This window comes from Pseudomonas sp. D1HM (assembly GCF_019266105.1).
GTDB lineage: Bacteria > Pseudomonadota > Gammaproteobacteria > Pseudomonadales > Pseudomonadaceae > Aquipseudomonas > Aquipseudomonas taetrolens.
Window position 1 is genome coordinate 203,188 of sequence record NZ_LRMN01000007.1, and the last position, 16,447, is coordinate 219,634.

Here is a 16,447-nt window from a genome sequence, read left to right on the forward strand (position 1 = left end):
TTACAATTGAAGGCGCAGGGCGTGGTTTGCGCGCCTGCACCGCTAAGGATTGCATGATGGAGACGCGTGACTGTACAGGTGACAGCGCGAGCGTTCGCGACGCTGCCGCGAGCTGGTTCGCCCGGCAGCAGGCGCAGACCCTGAGTGCGGCGGAGCAGGCCGAACTGGCCGCCTGGCGCTTGCAACATGCGACGCATGAGGCGGAATACCAATGGCTGGTCAACCTGTGGTCGGCCACCGACCTGTTGCCCAAGGCGCGTTTGCAGGCGCTGTGCGAGTCGCCGGCGGTGCCGGCCAAGCGCCGTTCGCTGCTGCGCTATGCCGTGGCGGCGAGCGTGCTGGCCGTGGCCGCCGGCGCAGGCCTGTGGCTGCAGGTGCCGTCCTCAGCGGGTTACCGGGGCGAATTCAGCACGGTGCTCGGCGAGCGTCGTGAAATCACTCTGCCGGATGGCTCATCCATCGAACTCAATGGCCGCAGCCGCGTGCGTGTCCACTTTGAACACCAGCAGCGCAAGGTCGACCTTGAACAGGGCGAAGCGATGTTCAGTGTGGCCGTTGATCGCGATCGACCGTTCGTGGTGCTGGCCGGTGCGGGTCAGGTGACGGTGACCGGCACCCGCTTCGATGTGCGCCGCGACGGCGACGAGGCGCAGGTGGCCGTAGAGTCCGGGCATGTTCGGGTCCAGGGGGCCAGCGCGCCCGAGGCGGTCAACCTGACGGCTGGCCTGGGAACCCTGGTCGATGCACGGGGGCGGGTGGCGGCGGCCCGGCCGGTGGATACACAGGCGCTGACGGCCTGGCGCAAGGGCCAGTTGGTGTTCAACGACGCCACCCTCGGCGAAGTGGCCGCAGAAGTGTCGCGCTATCGTGAGCAGCCTCTGCACGTAAGCAGCCCGGCATTGGCCCGGTTGCGTGTTTCCAGCGTGTTCAAGACCGATGACACCGACGCCTTGCTCAAGGCGTTGCCGCGGATCCTGCCGGTCGCCATTCAGACCCGTGCCGATGGCAGCCAGGAAGTCATCGCCAGAAAATAATGCCCTGACCGATTCAGGTTTTTTTCGAGTTCTTCGTCTTCTTGAACAACTGCAACTGGTTTGCATTAACAGTCGCACTTCGGTGCGATCAACAGGGCAAGACTCGACGTGAAAAATAACAATCCTTTTGAGGCGGCTTCTTCGCTCGCCACTGCTTTGAGCACCCCGGTCTCCGTTGCACGTACGCGCTGGTTGCCGCTGGCCCTGGCGCTGGCGGTCAGTAGCGCGACACCGTGGGCGTTTGCCATCGAGCCGGCGTCGAGTGCTATTCATATTCAGGCCCAGCCCCTGGGTGCAGCCTTGAGCCAACTGGCCCAGCAAACCTCATTGCAGGTGTTTTTCAGCCCGCAACTGGTGGCCGGCAAGCGCGCCCCGGCGGTGGAAGGTCAATTGTCACCCGAGCAAGCCCTCAGCCAACTGTTGCAGGGCAGTGGCCTGAGTTACGAACTGGACGGTGATGCGGTCACCCTGCGCGCGGCACCGGTGGCGGGTACTGCTGCCGCAGCGGGCCCGCTGGAGTTGGGGCCGGTGGATGTCAAAGTCGTGGGCGACTGGCTGGGCGATGCCAATCAGTCGGTGGTGCAGAATCACCCTGGCGCACGCACCGTGGTACGACGCGAAGCGATGGTCGAGCAAGGCGCGATGAACGTCAGCGATGTGCTCAAGCGTATTCCCGGCGTGCAGGTACAGGCCCCCAACGGCACGGGGGGCAGTGATATTTCATTGAACGTGGGCGTGCGCGGATTGACCTCGCGCCTGTCGCCACGCTCCACGGTGCTGATCGACGGTGTCCCGGCGGCCTTTGCGCCTTACGGCCAGCCGCAATTGGCGATGGCGCCGATTTCCTCGGGCAACCTCGACAGCATCGACGTGGTGCGGGGTGCCGGCTCGGTGCGCTACGGGCCGCAAAACGTGGGTGGCGTGATCAACTTCGTGACCCGTGCCATCCCTGAAACCTTCCAGGGTGAAGTCGGTACGACGCTGCAAACCTCCGAAGGTGGCGGCTGGAAACACATGGAATCCGCCTTCTTGGGGGGCACGGCCGATAACGGTATCGGTGCCGCTTTGCTGTACTCCGGGGTAAAGGGCGACGGTTACCGCACTCGCAACAATGACAACGACATTGATGACGTGTTGCTCAAGACGCACTGGGCACCGACCGATCAGGATGATTTCAGCCTCAACTTCCATTACTACGACGCCACCGCTGACATGCCCGGCGGTTTGACTCAGGCGCAGTTCGATGCGGACCCGTACCAGTCGGTGCGTGACTGGGACAACTTCAGCGGGCGACGCAAGGACGTCTCCTTCAAATACCTGCGCCAGATTGATGATCAGACCCAGTTCGAAGTCCTGACCTATTACACCGACAGCTTCCGTGGCAGCAATATCGCCGCGCGCAATTTGCAAACCGTGTCGGCCTACCCGCGTAACTACCACACCTTCGGCATCGAGCCGCGGGTATCGCATGTCTTCACCCTGGGCCCGGTGACGCAAGAAGTCGGTGTGGGTTATCGCTATCTGAAAGAGGCGATGCACGAGCAGGCAAGCATGCTTGAACTGGTCGATAACACCCCTGTGTCCGGGCCCAAGGGGGACGGGCATGTGTACCAGGATCGCACGGGCGGCACCGAAGCCAGCGCGATCTATATCGATGACAAGATCGATGTGGGCAACTGGACCGTGACCCCGGGCATACGTTTTGAACGTATCAGCACCCACTGGCACGATCGTCCGGTGCTCGACGCCAAGGGGGTTCCGGTCGAGGAAAAGAAGCGCAGCATCGACAGCAATGAAGCACTGCCGGCCCTGAGCGTGATGTATCACCTTTCGGATGCATGGAAGCTGTTCGCCAACTATGAAACCTCCTTTGGCAGTCTGCAGTACTTCCAGCTGGGGCAGGGCGGTACGGGGGATCAGACGGCGGCAGGCCTGAAGCCGGAGAAAGCCAAGACTTACGAAATCGGCACCCGCTACGACAATGGCACCTGGGGCGGTGAAGTGACGGTGTTCTACATCGACTTTGCCGACGAGTTGCAATACATCAGCAACGATGTGGGCTGGACCAACCTGGGCGCCACCAAGCACCAGGGCGTGGAAACCTCGGTGCACTACGACATGTCGGGGCTGGACGCGCGGCTCGACGGTTTGTCGGTGAATGCCGGGTTCACCTATACCAAGGCGACATCCGAGGGGGATATCTCAGGGTTCAAAGGGCGTGACCTGCCGTTGTATTCGCGCCAGGTGCTCAATCTCGGGGCGCGTTATGCGGTTAACCGCTGGACCTACAACCTCGACATGTTTGCCCAGTCCAAACAACACGCGCCGGGCACCGGTGGCACCTACATCACCGATCCGACGGCCGATGGTCAATACGGTGACATTCCGGGCTATGCCACCTGGAGCACCCGCGTCGGCTACGACTTCGGCCCGCAAGCGTCGAATCTCAAGCTGGGTGCGGGGATCAAAAACCTGTTCAATCAGGAGTATTACACCCGCTCCAGCGACAACAACTCAGGCATTTACCTGGGTGAGCCGCGGACGTTCTTCGTCCAGGCCAGTGTCGGCTTTTAACGGCTAGACCTGAACCCTCCGCCCGCTGATGGCCACGCCCAACAGCAGGGCGGTGATCAGTAAAAAGGCCATGCTCAGGCTGCTGGCATGGGCGATAAAACCGATGGCCGCCGGGCCTGCCAGAATCCCCGCATAGCCCAGGGTGGTGATGGCCGGCACGGCGATGCTTTCGGGCATCACCGTTTGCTTGCCAACGGCGGTATACAGCACCGGCACAATGTTTGAACAACCGACGCCGACCAGCGCATAGCCCAGCAGGGAAAGCTCCCAGTTCGGGGCCAGGGTGGCCAGCGCCATGCCCAAGGCGGCGAACAAACCTCCCAGAATAATCACTCGCCTCGCGCCCAGACGCCTGACGATGGTATCGCCCAGCAATCGGCCGACCGTCATGGTCAACGCGAATGCGGCATAGCCCAGGCCCGCATAGGCTTCACCCAGACTTTTCTCGGTGGTCAGGAACACGGCGCTCCAGTCGAGCATGGCGCCTTCGGCGAGGAACACGATAAAGCACAGCACGCCGATAAACAGCACCACCCCATGGGGCACGGCAAAGGCCGGGCCGCTGCTTTCGCTGCCATAGGGCAACAGATGCGGTGCGGCTTTGGCCAGCGCGGCCAGTATCAGCACAATCACGGCTGCAATCGCCCATAGCGGCGACAGGCCCAGGGCGAGCAGGGCGCTGACCCCGGCTGCACCGGCAATCCCGCCGACGCTGAACAAACCATGAAAGCCCGACATCATGTGACGCCCGCTGGCGCGCTCGACGATCACGGCTTGCAGATTGACCGTCGAATCCACCGCGCCGAGCCCTGCACCAAACATAAACAGGGTCGCGATCAACAGCGGCAACGTGCTGGCCGTCGCCAACAGCGGCAGGCTCAGGCAAATCAGAATCGTCCCGACCACCAGCACACGACGGCAACCAAAGCGTGTCGCCAACAGGCCGGAGATGGGCATCGCGAGGATCGACCCCGCACCCAGACACAGCAGCAACAGACCCAGAGTGGCCTCATCGAGCCCGGCACGGGCCTTGGCATACGGCACCAGCGGTGCCCAGGCAGCCAAACCGAACCCGGCAATAAAAAAGGCAATGCGGGTCGACATTTGCTCGAGACGCCCCGGAACAAAAGGGGCGTGGGTGTTGATGGCGGTCATGGTCATCCTTGTCGATCGGGTCTGTGACGCAGCGCAACATCCTTACATATTTGCGCACAGCGCTGCGAGGGCGCTGGCACAGGGGATGGCGAGAATGGTTGAATGGCGCGCTTGTAACGTCACTGCCCACCGGAGAGATTTTTATGGACAAGAACCTTCAGCCCGCCGTGCAATTGCTCAACCCGCCGGGGCTGTACGACCCTTCAGCCAATGGCTACTCCCACGTCGCACGATTGGCCCCCAATGTTCGCCTTGTGTACACCGCGGGCCAGGGCGCAGAAAACGTCGACAGCGAACTGTCGCCGGATTTCGCCGAACAGGTGCGCCAGGCTTTTGCCAACCTGCAGATCGCCCTGGCCGGGGCCGATGCACAGCTCAAGGACGTGGCCAAACTGACCGTGCTGATTGTCGACCATAGCCAGCAACGCTTGCAGATTCTGGGGGCGGAAATAGACCGGCTCTGGGGATCGGCCGCCAAACCGGCCTGCACCCTGATCCCCGTACCGCGTCTGGCCCTGGATGGGATGCTGTTTGAAGTCGAAGCCGTCGCAGCCGTGGGCTGCCCTTAGCCGTTAATACGACGCCCTGTAGCCGCTGCCGAAGGCCCTTCAAGGGCGGGATCGCAAGGGTGTCCTCAATTCCGTGGCGGCATCGCCCTACGCCTGCTTCGCAGCCGGATTACAGAGTGCGTGTAGCAGTTGACGAGTGGAACGAGGCTACGTCGCTCTACCGCTGCTCGTTACACCTGCAACAGGCGCTCGCGGAGTTTGCCGATTTCGTCGCGCATCTGCGCCGCCGCCTCGAACTCCAGGTCGCGGGCGAGGGCGTACATTTTTTCTTCCAGTTGGCGAATGCGCTTGCTGATTTCGCTGGGGGACCGCAGTTCGTTTTCGTACTTGGCGTTTTCTTCGGCCGCCTTGGCCATGCCTTTGCGTTTCTTGCTGCGTGACCCCGGGACCACCGCACCTTCCATGATGTCGGCAACGTCCTTGAACACCCCTTTGGGGGTGATGCCGTTGGCCAGGTTGAAGGCGATCTGTTTTTCCCGGCGACGTTCGGTTTCGCCAATGGCGCGCTCCATCGAACCGGTGATGCGGTCGGCGTAAAGAATGGCCCGGCCATTCAGGTTACGGGCCGCACGGCCAATGGTCTGGATCAGCGAACGCTCGGAACGCAGGAAGCCTTCTTTGTCTGCGTCAAGAATGGCCACCAGCGACACTTCCGGCATGTCCAGGCCTTCTCGCAGCAGGTTGATGCCCACCAGCACATCAAACACCCCAAGGCGCAGGTCGCGAATGATTTCGACCCGTTCCACGGTATCAATGTCGGAGTGCAGGTAGCGCACCCGTACGCCATGATCGGCCAGGTAGTCAGTCAGGTCTTCGGACATGCGTTTGGTCAGCGTGGTGACCAGCACCCGCTCTTCCAGCGCCACCCGCTTGGATATTTCGGACAGTAAATCGTCCACTTGAGTCAGGGCCGGGCGAATTTCGATTTGCGGGTCGACCAGGCCGGTCGGACGCACCACTTGCTCAACAATCCGGCCGGCATGCTCGGCTTCATAATTGCCGGGGGTGGCCGAGACAAAAATGGTTTGCGGGCTGATGCGTTCCCATTCATCAAAGCGCATCGGCCGGTTGTCCAGGGCCGACGGCAAGCGGAAACCGTATTCCACCAGGGTTTCCTTGCGCGACCGGTCTCCTTTATACATGGCACCGACTTGCGGCACGCTGACGTGGGACTCGTCGATCACCAGCAGCGCATCGGCCGGCAGGTAATCGAACAGGGTCGGTGGCGGCGCGCCGGATTCGCGGCCAGACAGATAGCGCGAGTAGTTCTCGATGCCGTTGCAGTAACCCAGCTCCATGATCATTTCCAGGTCGAAGCGGGTACGTTGCTCCAGGCGCTGGGCTTCGACCAGCTTGTCATGGGTGCGCAGGTAATCGAGACGCTCCTTGAGTTCTTCCTTGATGCCTTCGACCGCATCCAGCAGGGTTTCACGTGGCGTAACGTAGTGGCTTTTAGGGTAGAAGGTGAAACGCGGCATCTTGCGTATGACTTCGCCGGTCAGCGGGTCGAAGGCACTGATGCTTTCGACTTCATCGTCGAACAGTTCGATGCGGATGGCTTCAAGATCCGATTCGGCCGGGTAGATGTCGATCACGTCGCCCCGTACGCGGAACGTGGCGCGGGCAAAGTCCATATCGTTGCGGGTGTATTGCAGGTCGGCCAGGCGGCGCAGCAGTTCGCGCTGGTCAAGCCTGTCGCCGCGATCGACGTGCAGCACCATCTTCAAATAGGTTTCCGGGCTGCCCAGGCCGTAAATGCATGACACCGTGGTGACGATGATCGCGTCCTTGCGCTCCAGCAGGGCCTTGGTCGCGGACAGGCGCATCTGCTCGATGTGGTCGTTGATCGAGGCGTCCTTCTCGATAAAGGTGTCGGAGGAGGGCACATAGGCTTCGGGCTGGTAGTAGTCGTAGTACGAGACGAAGTACTCCACCGCATTGTTCGGGAAGAACGCCTTGAACTCGCCGTATAACTGCGCGGCCAGGGTTTTGTTGGGCGCCAGGACCAGTGTCGGGCGATTCACGTGGGCGATGACATTGGCGATGCTGAATGTTTTACCCGAGCCCGTTACGCCGAGCAGGGTCTGGTGCGACAGGCCGGCTTCGATGCCTTCGATCATCTGGCGAATGGCTTCGGGTTGATCACCCGCGGGTTTAAAGCGGGTAACAAGCTGAAAGTCGGACATAACGGACCTCTGGGTTCGCGTCTGAAGGCGTGGGCCGTTCAAAGGCGAGAAAGACGGGATACGGCGCTGGCTGCAGAAAAAACAGGATACGGCTAAATATGGAGGTCATGTCCGAGTGTTTCAAGGCGCGAGTCGACAACGTTATTCAGGCCAGGATTGCAATTAGACCAGTGGCCCGTAAATAAACTGAAATAGTTGCTCAAAACTGAGAATAGCCTGTCGCCCCAATTCATTAACGGCCTTATACTTGCTCCCCGTTTGTGCACCGCTCTAGTGCAATCGGCTGGAGCGTTGTCACCCCCTCCATACTCCATTCAGAGCCGCCGTAATAATGAGCCTGTTCTCCGCTGTCGAAATGGCACCACGCGATCCTATCCTGGGCCTCAACGAAGCATTTAACGCCGATACTCGTACCAGCAAAGTGAATCTGGGGGTTGGTGTTTATTGCAACGAGGAGGGACGAATTCCACTCTTGCGTGCCGTTGTCGAAGCCGAAACGATCCGGGTTGCTCAACATGCTTCGCGCGGCTATCTGCCGATCGATGGCATTGCAGCCTACGACCAAGCTGTTCAAAAGTTGCTGTTCGGGGCCGAATCGCCTCTGCTGGCCGCTGGCCGGGTGATTACCACCCAGGCTGTGGGCGGTACTGGCGCGCTGAAAATCGGTGCGGACTTCCTCAAGCAACTGCAACCTGATGCTGTTGTTGCCATCAGCGATCCAAGCTGGGAAAACCACCGCGCCCTGTTCGAAACCGCCGGTTTCCCGGTGCAGAACTACCGTTACTACGACGCTGCCAGCCATGACGTAAACCGTGCCGGCATGCTCGAAGACCTCAACGCCTTGCCAGCCGGCTCGATCGTTGTGCTGCACGCCTGCTGCCACAACCCGACGGGTGTCGATCTGACTCCAGCCGATTGGCAGAACGTGCTGAACGTGGTCAAGGACAAGCAACTGATCCCGTTCCTCGACATGGCCTACCAGGGCTTTGGCGATGGCATCGATGAAGACGCCGCCGCCGTGCGTCTGTTCGCCGAATCGGGTCTGAGCTTCTTTGTGTCCAGCTCGTTCTCCAAGTCGTTCTCGCTGTACGGCGAGCGTGTCGGTGCATTGTCGATCATTACCGAGTCCAAGGAAGAGAGCGCCCGCGTTCTGTCCCAGGTCAAGCGCGTGATCCGCACCAACTACTCCAACCCGCCGACTCACGGTGCAAGCATTGTTGCTGCGGTGCTCAACAGCCCTGAACTGCGTGCCATGTGGGAAGCCGAGCTGGCTGAAATGCGCTTGCGCATTCGCGGCATGCGCCTGCAGATGGTTGAGCTGCTGGCGAAAAAAGCCCCGGCCCAGGATTTCAGCTTTGTGGCGCGTCAGCGTGGCATGTTCTCGTACTCGGGCCTGACTGTTGAACAAGTGGCGCGCCTGCGCACCGAGTTCGGCATTTACGCACTGGATACCGGCCGAATCTGCGTGGCTTCTTTGAATCAGCGCAACATTGATGTGGTTACCGATGCGATTGTTCAGGTGATCTGAATAATCCCGAAGAGAAGTCATCAGGGTGTTGACTTCTCTTTGGATATCAGTAAGATAGACGCCATTCCGCGATAGCTCAGTTGGTAGAGCAAATGACTGTTAATCATTGGGTCCCTGGTTCGAGTCCAGGTCGTGGAGCCAGATAAGGTTTCAGAGAAGGCTTGAAATTCTCTGAAGCATCCGAAAAACCCGCCTTATGGCGGGTTTTTTCGTTTTGGCGTTCCGCTGGGTCACGAGGGCCGGGTAGGGCCGGCACCCTCCGGTCACTGACTCAGAGCGCATTGCGCGACCGTCCACGCTGAACCCGGATGACATCCGCCATGACGGCCAAGGCGATCTCGGCAGGTGTCTTGCTGCCCAGGGACAGGCCTATCGGCATATGCAGCCGGGCAATTTGCGCATCGCTTAACCCTCCACTACGACGCAGACGCTCAGCGCGTAGTCTGGAGGTCTGCAATGAACCCATGACGCCGATGTAGAAGGCCTGCGTGCAGACGGCCTCCATCATCGCCAGATCGTCGATGCGTGGATCATGGGTGAGGGCCACGACAGCTGTGGCCGCATGACATCCCCCGGCACTGATGAACGTCGACGGCAACACAGGTTTGACCTCTATGCCGGGTAGTTCGACGCCCGCAAAGGCGTTCTCCCTGGGGTCGCAAAGGATGACTTCGAAACCCAGCGTGCGGGCGAATTCGGCGCACGCCACCGACACCGGCGACATGCCGGCGATGATCAGGCGCGCAGCCGGGCCGATGCGCAGATGCACGGCTTCACTCTCAATCCGTTCAACCACCCGCGGGCCCAGGCCGTCGTCTGCTTCGAAGCAGGCATCGCCGCTGCTCAGGTTGATGCAGCGCAGCAGATGGCGCTGCCCGCGGAGTGTCGAACGCATGATATCCAGCTGATCCAGTGTTGCGGCATTGGCGGGCAGGCACTCAACCAGCACTTTCAGGATGCCGCCGCAAGGCAGGGTGATTCGCGAATCCTGTGGACCCCCCTGCGCATCCCCGTAGCGCACGACCTGAATACGCTCGGCGAACTCGCCGTGCTGCAGGCGCTCCAGGAAATCTTCCTCGACACAGCCGCCCGACAGCGAGCCAACGTGGCGACCGTCGCGGCGGGCGACGAGCCAGGAACCAGGCCCGCGCGGCGATGAACCGAAAGTGGCGAGCACGGTGCACAGCCAGACAGACTCTCCACTCCGGGCCCAGGTCAGGGCTTGTTCAATGACCTGCAAGTCCAAATGTTGCATGGTCAGGCCGACAACTGATTACTGATAGGCAAGCGCCGGATACGCTTGCCGGTAGCCGCGGCCAATGCGTTTACCACCGCCGGTGCAAGGGGGGCGACAGGCGGTTCGCCGATACCGGTTGGCGGGCTTGCCGACGGCACGATATGAACCTCGACCCTGGGCATGGTGTAGATGCGCAGCGGCTCGTTGTTGTGGAAGTTGGATTGATCAATCTTTCCGTCGGTCAAGGTGATTGCTTCGTGCAGGGCGGCTGAGAGAGCAAAGCCAATCGAACCCTCGACCTGAGCACGGATTACATCCGGATTGACCGCAATGCCGCAATCCACCGAGCACACCACACGGTCCACTTTGAACTGACCATCGCTTTGTACCGTGACCTCGGCCACTTGGGCGACCACCGAGCCAAAGGCTTCGTGCAGAGCCACTCCGCGACCACGTCGCTCACCTGGCTTGCCTGGGGGCAGCGGTTTGTCCCACTCGGCCTTCAGTGCCACCAGCTTGAGGGTTTCAATGTGACGTGGATGCCCTTCGAGCATTGCCAGGCGCCAGGCCACCGGATCCTGTCCGGCCATCTGAGCGAGTTCGTCGAAGAAGCATTCAGTGGAGAACGCGTTGTGGGAATGACCCACCACCCGCCACCACTGGATCGGTACCGGGATATCGTCAGGGGTGTGCAGATCGACCCGCAGGTTGGGGATGCGATAGGGAAGCGTCGACCCGCCCTCTACCGAGGTGGAGTCGATACCATCCTTGATGAAGGCAGCGAAGGGTGAGCCGGCGAACACGGATTGACCGACCAAACGGTGCTGCCAGGCAACCAGCTTGCCTTGGGCATCCAGACCGGCAGTGAGGCGATGATGGTACATCGGTCTGTAGTGACCGGCCTGCATGTCATCCTCGCGTAACCACACCAGTTTCACCGGGGCCCGACCGCCGATGGCTTTGACGATATGGGCATTCTCCAGCACGTAATCCGCGTCTTTGCTTGCCCGTCGGCCGAAACTGCCCCCGGCGTACAGCGTATGCACCTGAACCTGTTGCGGTTTTATACCGAACAGCTCGGCCAGCACCGTTTGAACCTGTGTCTGCATTTGCGCGCCATGCCAGGTTTCGCAACCGTCCTTGGTCAGGGCGACCACACAGTTCATGGGCTCCATGGCCGAATGGGCGAGAAAGGGGAAGTCGTATTCGGCGTCCAGCGTGCGTGTGGCGCCCGCAAGGCCGGCATTGACGTCCCCGTCGTCGCGGACCACTGCGCCCTGGGTTTTGGCCAGCTCGCGGTAGCGCTGGAACAACTGCTCCGAGCTCTGCTTGAAGGCGGCACTCTCGTCCCACTGGATCGTTACTGCGTCACGACCCTTTTTCGCGCTCCAGGTGTCTTTCGCCACAACGGCGATGCCGCTGGGGATCTGCACCACATGGACCACTCCGGGAATGGCCAGTGCTGCTTTTGCATCAAAGGATTTCACTGTGGCGCCAAAGCGCGGTGGATGAGCGACCACCGCCGTGAGCATTCCGGGCAGGTGAATATCCTGGGTATAGATCGCCTTGCCATTGACCTTATCGGCCGAATCTTTACGCGCAAGCTGCTGCCGGCCAATCAGTTTGAATGCACTGGGGTCCTTGAGAGTGACCTCATCCGGCACCGGCTGCGCGGAGGCCAGCCTGGCCAACTGACCGAACGTGGCTTGCTTGCCTGACGCTGCGTGGCGCACTAGGCCATCGACCACTTCAATCTCCTGCGCCGGTACCTTCCACAGCCAGGCCGCGGACGAAACCAGCATGGCACGAGCCGTTGCGCCTGCCTTGCGCAACTGTTCCCAGGAGTTGGCGATGGAGCTGCTGCCACCGGTGCCCTGGATACCCAAAAGCGAGTTGTTGTAGCGCGATTCGGCAGGAGCGCTTTCAACGCGTACTTGCGCCCAGTCCGCATCCAGTTCCTCGGCAACCAGCGTGGCCAGACCCGTGTAGGCGCCTTGCCCCATTTCCAGGTGTTTGGAAATGACGGTGACGACATTGTCCTCACCGATACGCAGGAAGGCATTGGGCTCGAACTCTCCTGCCTTGTTTGCACGCGCGGCGCCATCCGCCAGAGACCAAGGCAAATAAACGGCCAAAGTAAGGCCTGCCGTCCCCTTCAGGAAGCGACGGCGACTTTCGTTTTCGATAGACCGGATCATCGGGATCACCTCGTTGCTCATGCCAGCGACCTGGCCGCTTCATGAATGGCCGCGCGAATGCGTATATAGGTTGCGCAGCGACAGACGTTGCCACCCATGGTTCGATCAATGTCGGTATCTGAAGGTGAGCGATTGGTTTGCAGCAATGCCACCGCACTCATGATCTGACCTGACTGGCAGTAACCGCACTGCACAACGTCAAGCCGTTGCCAGGTCTCCTGAACCACCTTGCCGGTTGGCGTTTCGCCGATCCCTTCGATGGTGACGATCCTGGCCTCGACCGCCGCCGATACCGGGGTGACGCACGAGCGCACGGCCTGGCCATTGAGGTGAACAGTGCAGGCCCCGCACAGCGACATGCCGCAGCCGAACTTGGTCCCGGTCAGCTGCAAATTGTCGCGCAGCACCCATAGCAACGGCGTGTCGGGAGCAACGTCGACACGCAGGTCCTGGTCATTGATGTTAAGCGTGATCATGAAATTCTCCGGCTCGTAGGTGTGCTGGCGGCTGGCGCCAGGCGTTGGCGTATCGCTCGCCACACGCAACGTGGCAACGCATCGATAAGAGGGTCATTCGGGGCAGGGCTGGCCTGCCGCGCCCCATACGATCATGTCCTGCACATGAGTCTCGAAAGTCCCTGGCGGAGTAGTGCGGCCCGGCCCGGGGGCCCAGGCCCAGGGAATAAAGCCTTTTACCTTGGCATCATGATGCAGGTGTTCGACCAGGCCCGCGGCATCACGGCCTCCATTGCGCTCGGGATCACGCAACTGTGTGCAAATCTCGGCACCGGTCTTTGCGAACCACTCGAACGCGACGGGGGCGAGTTGCCAGGGAAGGCCCACATGCGGCGGCATGTTGGGGGCAACGTTGGGGGTGTCCGAGCTGGCATGACAGCTGATGCAAGGCACTGTTTCCACGCCGATTCGCGAGTTCCCCGCGTGGATGTTCATACCGTGCGCGCGTGTTTTGCTTTCTCCGGAGAGAGTCCACATTGGAATGTTGTCGGGGCCGACGTGGCAGTTGGCACAACGTGGGTGAGTCACAACGGCTTCAATTCGTTGCCAGGCCTTCAAACCTTCGTCTTTGCTGACGTTGCCTGCCGCAGGCAGAGGGCTGCCCGTGCTCTCAGCCAGCGCCATGCCCGAAAAGGGCAGTGCCAGTAGTAATGCGATCAGTCCTGTTTTCATCATTAAGGTCCTTCAGGCGAGCTCACGGTGCTGGACAGCCGGGTGGATGCTTTACCCGGGTCTGCCTGGTTATGTGTGCGGCATCTTTATTGCGCCGCTTGCGACTGATCCGTTGACGGCCATGGGGTAATCGGCAGCGTTTGATGCCTGATGCGGGCGACAACCACGCTGCGGTTCAGGCAGATGTTTCAGATTAGGTGAGCAATGCTCGGGCCGTTTGCTCAAAAGTCAGGATTAATTGCCTGATCCGGCAGATTCGACACAAGAGTGCTGTGCCTGGTGAGCGAGGGTGCTGCTCAGACGGGCTCCTCTTGCCTGATCCGTCGTTTTTTTAGCCTAAAAGGATGAAAGTTCGCCTCGGTCAGCATTGGCTGCAGGGGATGCTGCTAATCTCGGTTAGTCAGAACATTCAGGTGATTTTAAATGCAGGGCGACCATGGATCGAAACGCACAAGTGCCCTTCAGATCGCGGAGTTGTCCTGCGCGATTCAGCGTTTTGCCCATACGGATGGTGATTTCACAACGGCATTGCCTGCGCTGACGTTGCATCGCCGGCATGGCCTTAGCGAGCCGATGCCTTGTATCTATAGCCTGGGCATAGGCGTCATCACTCAGGGCCACAAGCACATCATGGTCGGTGACAAGCTGCACAATTACGGCCCCGGTCAATTGATGCTGTCTACGTTTGACCTGCCGGTGACTGCCCATGTCACCCGGGCGTCACGGAGCGAGCCATTGCTGGGCATGATGCTGACCCTGGACATTCGGCAAATTGCGCAAGTGGCTTACGAGATGGAACAGCCGTCTTCGGCAGAAACCTCCTATGAGCCAATCTCTGTTCACCGGCTCGACCCGGCGCTGTGCGATGTGCTTTTGCGGCTTGTGCGACTGCTGGATGAGCCTGAAATGGTGACCCCGCTTGCACCCTTGCTGCAGCAAGAACTCCTTGTCCGCTTATTGGCTGGCCCCCAAGGGAGCCAACTTCGCCACATCATTGCCGACGGCACGCCGCGCCAGCGAATGGCCCAAACCCTCTCCTGGCTCAGAAAAAACTTTAAACGGGCCCTGAACCTGGAAGCGCTGGCTGCTCACGCCCACATGACGCCGTCTACGTTCCGCCAGCACTTTCGGGACATCACCGGTATGAGCCCGCTGCAGTTCCAAAAGCAAATGCGCCTGCAGGAGGCTCGGCAGCTGATGCTGAACCAGGCTTTCGATGCAGGCCAGGCCAGCAATCTCGTGGGCTACGAAAGTGCCTCGCAATTCAGTCGGGAATACAAGCGTCTGTTTGGCGCGCCGCCCTTGCGCGATATCCGACGCATGCGTCTTGAGCCGGACGCGCACGAGTAGCGGTGTCCCGGTGTGATTTTGCAGGCCGCAAGCCGAAGGGCACTTGCGGGGCACGTCGCACGTCAACGCTGAACCCCTCCCTCTACTACCTGACGCTCGCCAATGAGAGATCACGCATGACTGCATCTGCGGCTGTTAATAAAACGCTTCACCATCATCTGCGACGGATGTCCGGGCGCGATCCGCACGAGGTAAATCGTGTGGCCTCATCTCTCGAGTTGTTGTTCGACCTGACGTTCGCCACCTGCTTTGCGTTTGCCGCAACGCAGCTCGCACATGCATTGGCAGCGGGTCATTACTCCACCGCTTTGATCGGGTTCGGCTTCGCGAGCTTTTGTATCTGCTGGGCGTGGACTAACTTCTCGTGGTTCGCGTCTGCCTACGATACTGACGATTGGATTTTCCGCATTGCCACCCTGGTCCAGATGAGTGGCGTGCTGGTACTGGCGATAGGTTTGCCACGCCTGTTTTCTTCGATCGAGCACGGCCAGCATCTGGATGCTTCAGTGATGGTTCTGGGCTACGTGATCATGCGTGTCGCGATGATCTTTCAATGGTTGCGCGCCGCGAAGCAGGACCCCGCAAGACGCCGGGTCTGCATTACGTATGCCTGTGCGATCGCGATTGCGCAGTTGGGCTGGATCGCGCTTTTCCTCATCCCTTTATCGATGAGTGTCACCATCGCGCTGTTCTTTTTATGGTTTCTCTTCGAATTCGCCGGCCCGATATTCGCGGAGCGCAGGGATGGGGGAACGCCCTGGCACGCAGAGCATATTGCTGAACGCTACAGCCTGTTCGCCATTATCGCGTTGGGTGAAGGGCTGGTGGGTACGGTCGCGACGCTGTCTGCCGAGATGGAACACGCGGGCTGGACGCTGGAAACAGCATTGGCCTGCATGGCCGGTGTCGGGATGACCTTTGGCATGTGGTGGGTCTATTCCATTCTGCCGTCGGCTAACATTCTGCACGTGCATCGCTCACGTGCGTTCGTATGGAGCTATGGGCAAATACTGATCATCGTGTCCATTGTTGCGATGGGGGCGGGGCTGGATGTCGCGGCAAGCGTCATCGAGAACAAAGCACAGATCGGACCACTCCCGGCGTTACTGGCAACCGCGATTCCGGTGGCCAGTTTCCTCGGGTTGATCTACGGGCTTCACTATTTCCTGGTCCGCCGTTTTGACCGGCTGCATGTGTGGCTGCTGCTTGCCACCGCGGTGACCCTGGGGGCCGCAATCATCGCGGTGATTTCGGGTGTGAGTATCGTCGTGTGCCTCGTGCTCATCATGTGTGCGCCGGTCATCACTGTGGTCGGCTACGAGGTCCTGGGACATCGACACCAGGGCGATATGTTGAGGGGCGAGTAACGGATATGTCGCGCCTCGCACGCCCGTCTATCGATGAATAGCAGGACAGAAAATCATCCATT

General features: G+C 60.4%; 12 protein-coding genes and 1 tRNA gene. 7 read left to right on the forward strand and 6 right to left on the reverse strand.

What is annotated here, in order from left to right; translation table 11 throughout:
- Positions 1 to 56 precede the first annotated feature (56 nt).
- Together AWM69_RS11230 and AWM69_RS11235 are read left to right on the forward strand one after the other, a co-directional pair.
- On the forward strand, positions 57 to 1,034 hold the full coding sequence (locus AWM69_RS11230; protein WP_218726923.1) for a FecR family protein: 978 nt from the start codon (positions 57 to 59) through the stop codon (positions 1,032 to 1,034).
- A gap of 156 nt (positions 1,035 to 1,190) precedes the next feature.
- Entirely contained in the window at positions 1,191 to 3,608 is a 2,418-nt protein-coding gene (locus tag AWM69_RS11235) for a TonB-dependent receptor (protein WP_218726924.1), read from the forward strand.
- A gap of 3 nt (positions 3,609 to 3,611) precedes the next feature.
- On the opposite strand, the gene AWM69_RS11240 is transcribed toward AWM69_RS11235, so the two are convergent.
- Positions 3,612 to 4,763: an MFS transporter gene (locus AWM69_RS11240; protein WP_218726804.1), complete on the reverse strand. Its 1,152-nt coding sequence runs from the start codon at positions 4,761 to 4,763 to the stop codon at positions 3,612 to 3,614.
- A 143-nt stretch (positions 4,764 to 4,906) separates the two neighbouring features.
- On the opposite strand from AWM69_RS11240, the gene AWM69_RS11245 reads away from it, so the two are divergent.
- A complete protein-coding gene (locus AWM69_RS11245) occupies positions 4,907 to 5,332 on the forward strand; it encodes a RidA family protein (RefSeq protein WP_218726806.1) in 426 nt (141 codons plus the stop codon).
- Between the two features lie 170 nt (positions 5,333 to 5,502).
- On the opposite strand, the gene uvrB is transcribed toward AWM69_RS11245, so the two are convergent.
- Positions 5,503 to 7,518, reverse strand: coding sequence for an excinuclease ABC subunit UvrB (uvrB, locus tag AWM69_RS11250; protein ID WP_048382070.1), 2,016 nt, complete (start codon positions 7,516 to 7,518; stop codon positions 5,503 to 5,505).
- Positions 7,519 to 7,849: 331 nt separating this feature from the next.
- Between uvrB and AWM69_RS11255 the strand changes: the two genes are divergently transcribed.
- Complete coding sequence (locus tag AWM69_RS11255; RefSeq protein ID WP_131654652.1) at positions 7,850 to 9,046, forward strand: amino acid aminotransferase; 1,197 nt, start codon at positions 7,850 to 7,852, stop codon at positions 9,044 to 9,046.
- 65 nt (positions 9,047 to 9,111) lie between these two features.
- Positions 9,112 to 9,187, forward strand: a tRNA-Asn gene (locus tag AWM69_RS11260).
- 130 nt (positions 9,188 to 9,317) lie between these two features.
- Here AWM69_RS11260 and AWM69_RS11265 read toward each other — a convergent pair.
- The 4 genes from AWM69_RS11265 to AWM69_RS11280 form a co-directional block, all read right to left on the reverse strand.
- On the reverse strand, positions 9,318 to 10,301 hold the full coding sequence (locus AWM69_RS11265) for an XdhC family protein (protein WP_218726807.1): 984 nt from the start codon (positions 10,299 to 10,301) through the stop codon (positions 9,318 to 9,320).
- A gap of 2 nt (positions 10,302 to 10,303) precedes the next feature.
- Positions 10,304 to 12,502 (reverse strand): xanthine dehydrogenase family protein molybdopterin-binding subunit, encoded by a 2,199-nt coding sequence (locus AWM69_RS11270; RefSeq protein WP_218726809.1) that lies wholly within the window; start codon positions 12,500 to 12,502, stop codon positions 10,304 to 10,306.
- The gene (locus AWM69_RS11275) at positions 12,499 to 12,957 is read right to left on the reverse strand and encodes a (2Fe-2S)-binding protein (RefSeq protein ID WP_218726810.1); all 459 of its coding nucleotides are present in this window, start codon (positions 12,955 to 12,957) and stop codon (positions 12,499 to 12,501) included. Before AWM69_RS11275 ends, AWM69_RS11270 begins: the two co-directional genes overlap by 4 nt.
- A 93-nt stretch (positions 12,958 to 13,050) precedes the next feature.
- Positions 13,051 to 13,668, reverse strand: coding sequence for a hypothetical protein (locus AWM69_RS11280; protein WP_218726812.1), 618 nt, complete (start codon positions 13,666 to 13,668; stop codon positions 13,051 to 13,053).
- 423 nt (positions 13,669 to 14,091) lie between these two features.
- Between AWM69_RS11280 and AWM69_RS11285 the strand changes: the two genes are divergently transcribed.
- Positions 14,092 to 15,018: an AraC family transcriptional regulator gene (locus AWM69_RS11285; protein WP_218726813.1), complete on the forward strand. Its 927-nt coding sequence runs from the start codon at positions 14,092 to 14,094 to the stop codon at positions 15,016 to 15,018.
- A 116-nt stretch (positions 15,019 to 15,134) separates the two neighbouring features.
- Positions 15,135 to 16,385, forward strand: coding sequence for a low temperature requirement protein A (locus AWM69_RS11290; RefSeq protein ID WP_218726815.1), 1,251 nt, complete (start codon positions 15,135 to 15,137; stop codon positions 16,383 to 16,385).
- Positions 16,386 to 16,447: the final 62 nt, after the last annotated feature.